Annotated in this window: 6 protein-coding genes and 1 rRNA gene; all 7 read left to right on the forward strand. The window is 55.1% G+C overall.

The window, feature by feature from the left end; translation table 11 throughout:
* The first annotated feature begins 116 nt into the window (after nt 1–116).
* Nucleotides 117–1,835, forward strand: coding sequence for an acetolactate synthase 3 large subunit (locus ACSSVV_RS14795; protein ID WP_011784400.1), 1,719 nt, complete (start codon nt 117–119; stop codon nt 1,833–1,835).
* 2 nt (nt 1,836–1,837) lie between these two features.
* Nucleotides 1,838–2,329, forward strand: coding sequence for an acetolactate synthase small subunit (gene ilvN / locus ACSSVV_RS14800; protein WP_011784401.1), 492 nt, complete (start codon nt 1,838–1,840; stop codon nt 2,327–2,329).
* Between the two features lie 64 nt (nt 2,330–2,393).
* Nucleotides 2,394–3,410, forward strand: coding sequence for a ketol-acid reductoisomerase (ilvC, locus tag ACSSVV_RS14805; protein WP_011784402.1), 1,017 nt, complete (start codon nt 2,394–2,396; stop codon nt 3,408–3,410).
* A 90-nt stretch (nt 3,411–3,500) separates the two neighbouring features.
* Entirely contained in the window at nt 3,501–4,316 is an 816-nt protein-coding gene (gene pssA / locus ACSSVV_RS14810) for a CDP-diacylglycerol--serine O-phosphatidyltransferase (RefSeq protein WP_114434757.1), read from the forward strand.
* An 87-nt stretch (nt 4,317–4,403) separates the two neighbouring features.
* Nucleotides 4,404–5,378, forward strand: a complete 975-nt coding sequence (msrP, locus tag ACSSVV_RS14815; protein WP_454106467.1) for a protein-methionine-sulfoxide reductase catalytic subunit MsrP — start codon at nt 4,404–4,406, stop codon at nt 5,376–5,378.
* Nucleotides 5,378–5,995: a protein-methionine-sulfoxide reductase heme-binding subunit MsrQ gene (locus ACSSVV_RS14820; protein ID WP_022992231.1), complete on the forward strand. Its 618-nt coding sequence runs from the start codon at nt 5,378–5,380 to the stop codon at nt 5,993–5,995. The genes msrP and ACSSVV_RS14820 overlap by 1 nt, the downstream gene beginning before the upstream one ends.
* Before the next feature lie 418 nt (nt 5,996–6,413).
* A 16S ribosomal RNA gene (locus ACSSVV_RS14825) occupies nt 6,414–6,969 on the forward strand; the annotation flags it as partial.

Genomic DNA, 6,969 nt, shown 5'->3' on the forward strand with positions numbered 1-6,969 from the left:
TAGTTTTGGTGTGGAGGAGTACGCCGGTTCCGCTTTCACAAGAAGCAGGGAAACCGAGAATCCAGGCAACCGGGGCGTAACCCGGCTCATTCACTCGTAGAAGAGGGTAGAAAATCGTGGAGTTATTGTCTGGCGCCGATATGCTGATCCGCTCCCTGCAGGATGAAGGGATCGAATACATATACGGCTATCCGGGTGGTGCAGCCCTTCATATTTATGATGCGCTGTTCAGGCAGGACAAAGTCAAGCATATTCTGGTGCGGCACGAACAGGCGGCGGTCCACATGGCCGACGGCTATGCCCGTGCAACCGGAAAACCAGGTACCGTACTGGTGACCTCGGGTCCTGGAGCCACCAACACCATTACCGGCATTGCCACCGCGTTCATGGATTCCATCCCCATGGTGGTTCTGTGCGGCCAGGTTGCATCCACCCTTATTGGTGAGGATGCCTTCCAGGAAACCGATATGATCGGTGTTTCCCGTCCGGTGGTTAAGCACAATCTGAGCGTTCGTCACCCCGAGGAAATCCCTGAGGTAATCCGCAAGGCATACTACATCGCTGCTACCGGTCGTCCCGGTCCGGTTGTGGTTGATATCCCGAAGGATATGACCACACCGAATGAGCGCTATGAGTACTCCTATCCCAAGAAGGTCAAGCTGCGCTCCTATAACCCGGCGGTTCGTGGCCATGCCGGTCAGATCAAAAAAGCCGTCGACATGCTGATGGCGGCCAAACGCCCGGTCATCTATGCCGGCGGCGGTGTGATCCTGGGCAAGGCTTCCAGCCAGTTGACCGAGCTGACCCGGACCCTGGGCTTCCCTATCACCAACACCCTGATGGGCATTGGTTGCTATCCGGCGACTGACAAACAGCACCTGGGCTGGCTGGGTATGCACGGTACCTATGAAGCCAACATGGCGATGCACCATTCAGATCTGATTCTCTGTGTGGGCGCGCGCTTTGATGATCGCGTGACCAACGCCACCGAGAAGTTCTGCCCGGGCGCGCGCATTATTCATATCGATATCGACCCGGCATCTATCTCAAAGACCATAGATGCAGACGTGCCCATTGTCGGCCCGGTGGATGCGGTACTGAAAGAAATGCTGTCGCTGGTAAAAGAATCCAGGGACAAGCCGGATGCCGAGGCGCTGGCATCGTGGTGGAAGCAGATTGAAGAGTGGCGCGCGTTCCACGGCATGCGTTACGAGACCAGCCCGGATGTAATCAAGCCCCAGGAAGTGGTCGAGATGCTCTGGAAGCTCACCAATGGTGATGCCTTCGTAACCACCGATGTAGGTCAGCACCAGATGTTTGCTGCCCAGTACTACAAGTTCGACAAGCCGAACCGATGGATCAACTCCGGTGGCCTCGGCACCATGGGCTTCGGCCTGCCGGCCGCCATGGGCATCAAACTGACCCATCCGGAAGATGAAGTGCTGTGCTTTACTGGTGAAGGCAGTATCCAGATGAATATCCAGGAACTGTCCACCTGCAAGCAGTACGATCTGCCGGTGAAGATCATCAACCTGAATAACCAGGCTCTGGGCATGGTCAAGCAGTGGCAGGACATGAATTACGAGTCCCGCCATTCCCAGTCTTACATGGAGTCTTTGCCGGACTTCATCAAGCTGGCGGAAGCGTATGGTCATGTGGGTGTGCGCATTGATCGCAAGGAAGACCTGGAGCCCAAGCTCAAGGAAGTCCTGGCCATGAAAGACAAACTGGTGTTTGTCGATATCTATGTGGACCGCTTTGAGCATGTCTATCCCATGCAGGTCGCTCGAGGATCCATGAAAGACATGTGGCTCAGCAAAACGGAGAGGGTGTGATCATGCGTCGAATCATTTCTGTTTTGCTGGAAAACGAACCCGGCGCACTGTCTCGTGTGGTTGGCCTGTTTTCGCAGCGCAACTACAACATCGAAACCCTGACCGTGGCGCCCACGGAAGACGAAACCCTGTCTCGCCTGACTGTCACCACGACAGGTTCCGACAAGGTTATCGAGCAGATCACCAAGCAGCTGAACAAGCTGATCGAAGTGGTCAAGCTGGTGGATCTGACCGAGGGCGCTCACATCGAGCGGGAGCTGATGCTGGTCAAGCTCAAGGCAACCGGATCCCAGCGTGCCGAGATCAAGCGCACGGTGGATATCTTCCGTGGCCAGATTGTGGATGTCACCAGTTCTGTCTACACCGTGCAGCTTGCCGGCGACAGTGAAAAGCTGGACGGCTTCATTCAGGCGGTGGGCACTTCGGGTGTTCTGGAAGTTGTTCGCACTGGTGTATCTGGCATTGCCCGGGGCGAAAAGGTGCTCAGCCTGTAAGGGCTGCCGAAACAAATCGAAAATCATGGCCCCGAGGGGTCAGTACATATAATAGAGGTTTCTCATGCAGGTTTATTACGATAAGGATTGCGATCTTTCCATCATCCAGGGCAAGAAAGTTGCCATTCTCGGCTTCGGCTCCCAGGGTCACGCTCATGCGTGTAACCTGAAGGACTCCGGTGTAGACGTGGTTGTTGGTCTGCGTGCCGGTTCATCCTCCATCGCCAAGGCTGAAGCCTATGGACTGAAGACCAGCGATGTGGCTTCTGCCGTTGCATCTGCAGACGTGGTCATGGTTCTGACGCCGGACGAGTTCCAGGCCCAGCTGTACCGTGAGGAAATCGAGCCGAACCTGAAGCAGGGCGCTACCCTGGCCTTCGCTCACGGTTTTGCGATTCACTACAACCAGATCGTTCCGCGCAAAGATCTGGACGTGATCATGGTTGCTCCGAAAGCTCCGGGCCACACTGTGCGCACCGAGTTCACCAAGGGCGGTGGTATCCCTGACCTGATTGCGATCTTCCAGGACGCGTCCGGCAACGCCAAGAATGTAGCTCTGTCCTACGCCAGCGGCATCGGCGGCGGCCGTACCGGTATCATCGAAACCACCTTCAAGGACGAAACCGAAACCGATCTGTTCGGTGAGCAGGCGGTTCTGTGCGGTGGTGCGGTTGAGCTGGTTAAAGCCGGCTTCGAAACCCTGACCGAAGCGGGCTACGCTCCGGAAATGGCGTACTTCGAGTGTCTGCACGAGCTGAAGCTGATCGTTGACCTGATGTACGAAGGCGGCATCGCCAACATGAATTACTCCATCTCCAACAACGCCGAGTACGGTGAGTACGTAACCGGTCCGGAGGTGATCAACGAGCAGTCCCGCGAAGCCATGCGCAACGCACTGAAGCGCATCCAGAGCGGCGAATACGCCAAGATGTTCATCTCTGAAGGTGCCCTGAACTATCCGTCCATGACCGCTCGCCGTCGCCAGAATGCGGCTCACGAGATCGAGACCGTGGGCGAGAAGCTGCGTTCCATGATGCCGTGGATTTCCGCGAACAAGATCGTGGACAAAGACAAGAACTGATCCGGATTTTCGGTAAGGTTTGGAAACGCGGCCCCTTGTGGCCGCGTTTTTCGTTTATACTCCGCCCAAATGCTTTCCGGAGTTTATGGAATGACTGAAGAAAAGAATACCGTGGAAAAATCAGAAACCAGGAAAGCCGCAGATCCGGAAATTGAGCCCGGTGAAGTGGTTGAAGAGGAGCTTGTTGAGGGGACCAAGGTTCGTCGCAAAGGCATTTACCTGCTTCCCAACGCGCTGACGACTGCCTCTCTGTTCTCTGGATTCTATGCGATTGTTTCTGCCGCCAATGGTGTCTTCGACAATGCTGCTATTGCCATTTTTGTGTCCATGATTCTGGATGGGCTGGATGGCCGTGTCGCCCGGATGACAAATACCCAGAGCAAATTCGGTGAGGAATACGACAGCCTTGCCGACATGGTGGCCTTCGGTGTTGCGCCCGGCCTGGTGGCCTTTTTCTGGTCCCTCAACGGATTGGACAAAGTGGGCTGGGTGGTTACGTTCATCTACGTGGCTGGCGCAGCATTGCGGTTGGCTCGGTTCAATACCCAGATCGGCTCCGTGGACAAAAAATACTTTGTGGGCCTGCCCAGTCCATCGGCAGCTGCCTGTGTTGCGGGGCTGGTGTGGTGTTTCCACAGTTTCGAGCCATCGTCCTGGCTGACGTTGCTGACAATTATCGTTGTGGCCGGAACCGGTGTGCTGATGGTCAGCAATATTCTTTACCGCAGCTTCAAGGATCTCGATCTTCGAGGTCGGGTGCCTTTCGCGGCAATACTTCTGGTGGTGCTGGTGTTTGTGGTGATCGCCCTTGATCCCGCCACCGTACTCTTCACCGGGTTCCTGATTTACGCACTTTCCGGCCCGGTCCGGGCTCTGTTCCGTCGCAAGCCGGCCCGCGCTCGGTAGGACTTACCCCTCGGCCGAGTGAATCGGCCGGGAATTTTCTCGGGAACCTCCGGTCAGTTACCTCAAGTAATGAATTGGAGGTTCCCGATGCTTATCAAGCGCCGCCCGTCGTGGGCTCTGTCAGAATCTGAAGTGACGCCTGAATCCGTCTACCTGAACCGGCGGAAATTCATGGCCGGGACGATGGCATCCGCTGCGGCGCTGACCATGCCGGCCCTTCTCAAGGCGGAGGAGGGCGGAATTCCTGGCGACGCCCTGCAGTATAAGGCCATGCCGGCGTTTTCTACCGACGAAAAGAAAGCGCCTTACCCCGCGATTACTTCCTACAACAACTTTTATGAGTTTGGTACGGACAAAGGCGACCCTGCGCGATATGCAGGCGCCATGTCGGTCGACCCCTGGTCTGTATCTGTCGAAGGTGAATGTGCAAAGACAGGCGCCTATGCGCTGGAAGATCTGCTGAAGCCTCACCAGTACCAGGAGCGTATTTACCGGTTGCGTTGCGTGGAAGCCTGGTCGATGGTGATTCCGTGGGTCGGTGTGCCGTTGGCCGAAGTGCTCGCTAGTCTGGAGCCGACATCAAAAGCCAAATACGTCTACTTCGAAACCCGTCATGATCCGGACCAGATGCGTGGGCAGCGCTCCATGTTCAGCGTGATTGACTGGCCCTACCGGGAGGGGCTCCGGATGGACGAGGCCATGAACGAGTTGTCGTTTCTGGCCATTGGTTTGTACGGCAAGACCCTGCCAAACCAGAATGGTGCGCCGATCCGCCTGGTTGTGCCATGGAAATATGGCTTCAAGAGCATCAAGTCGATCGTCCGTATCCGCTTCATGGAGCAGCGACCCAAGACCAGCTGGGAGATGATCGCGCCTGAAGAGTATGGCTTTTATGCCAACGTGAATCCGGAAGTGGATCATCCGCGCTGGAGTCAGAAGCGTGAGCGTCGCCTGCCCTCTGGTTTGTTGAGCCCGAACTGGATCGAGACGGTGAAGTTTAACGGCTATGGTGAGCACGTCGCCCATTTATATAAGGGCATGGATTTGTCCAGGTATTATTGATGGCATCCAAGGCTTCTCGTCAATTTCCCTATGCTCCGGTTAAAGTTCTGGTTTTTCTGATCTGCCTGATTCCGCTCGCGTTGATCGGGTGGGACATCCAGAACGGTAATCTGGGGCCTGATCCAGGCCAGACCATTACGGAAGCACTGGGTATCGCGGCGTTCCAGTTTCTGCTGATAACCCTGTTGATCTCACCATTGCGAAAAATCACAGGTTGGGCTGGTTGGCTCCGCTTTCGCAGGATGGTGGGGTTATATGCTTTTTTCTACGCGGCTTTGCATGTGCTCGCCTTCCTCCAGTTCATTCTTGGATGGTTTGATTTATGGGCAGCCTTTACCAAGCGCCCCTATATCATCGCGGGTGGCTTGGCGTTCCTGTTAATGGCGCCGCTGGCGGCGACCTCGACCAGGGGCATGATGAAAAGGGTGGGGCGCGGCTGGAAACCATTACATCGTCTTATCTACAGCTCGGCACTCCTGGCCTGGGTTCATTTTCTGTGGCAGGCGCGCAGCGACGTGACCGAAATGATGATCTATGGCCTGGTGCTGGCTGTTTTATTGGGGGCTCGCGTGTACTGGTCAGGTTTTTCCACGCTCATTCCTCTGAGAAGAGCGTGATTTTGATCAACGTCTGAGCGTTTTGGTGGGTATTTGATCGTTGGCGTAGGTGGAAACCGAAGCCCGGTAAAATAAATTGAAAATGGGCGTTGACAGTTTTCCTGAGGGCTGTAGAATGCGCACCACTTCTGAGGGACACGGCAGACAACGCCGGTTCACGAGGAACGCAACTACTTGAAAGTGTTCGAAAATTTGCTTCAAAAATTCTTCGAAAAAAGTGGTTGACAGGGCAGCGAAACGATGTAGAATACGCGGCCTTGATTGAGCAACAGCTCAAACGCTCTTTAAAAAGTTAACCAAGTAATTCGTGTGGGCGCTGGCCGAGGTATTTCGGACACGAAATATCAGGACAGTGACTCGTCGAAATTGAGTTTTGTCTTGAGCAAGAATTAAGAACTTTCGGGTTCTTGTATGATTTAAACTGAAGAGTTTGATCATGGCTCAGATTGAACGCTGGCGGCAGGCTTAACACATGCAAGTCGAGCGGTAACAGGGGAAGCTTGCTTCCCGCTGACGAGCGGCGGACGGGTGAGTAATGCTTAGGAATCTGCCCAGTAGTGGGGGATAGCCCGGGGAAACCCGGATTAATACCGCATACGTCCTACGGGAGAAAGCAGGGGATCTTCGGACCTTGCGCTATTGGATGAGCCTAAGTCGGATTAGCTAGTTGGTGGGGTAAAGGCCTACCAAGGCGACGATCCGTAGCTGGTCTGAGAGGATGATCAGCCACATCGGGACTGAGACACGGCCCGAACTCCTACGGGAGGCAGCAGTGGGGAATATTGGACAATGGGGGCAACCCTGATCCAGCCATGCCGCGTGTGTGAAGAAGGCTTTCGGGTTGTAAAGCACTTTCAGTAGGGAGGAAAACCTTATGGCTAATACCCATGAGGCTTGACGTTACCTACAGAAGAAGCACCGGCTAACTCCGTGCCAGCAGCCGCGGTAATACGGAGGGTGCAAGCGTTAATCGG

Source organism: Marinobacter sp. MBR-105 (assembly GCF_053628895.1).

Bases quoted from the DNA above. Each gene is read 5' to 3' on its own strand.
- ilvN (WP_011784401.1), top strand. From the start codon at position 1,838: ATGCGTCGAATCATTTCTGTTTTGCTGGAAAACGAACCCGGCGCACTG.
- ilvC (WP_011784402.1), top strand. From the start codon at position 2,394: ATGCAGGTTTATTACGATAAGGATTGCGATCTTTCCATCATCCAGGGC.
- pssA (WP_114434757.1), top strand. From the start codon at position 3,501: ATGACTGAAGAAAAGAATACCGTGGAAAAATCAGAAACCAGGAAAGCC.
- msrP (WP_454106467.1), top strand. From the start codon at position 4,404: ATGCTTATCAAGCGCCGCCCGTCGTGGGCTCTGTCAGAATCTGAAGTG.
- ACSSVV_RS14820 (WP_022992231.1), top strand. From the start codon at position 5,378: ATGGCATCCAAGGCTTCTCGTCAATTTCCCTATGCTCCGGTTAAAGTT.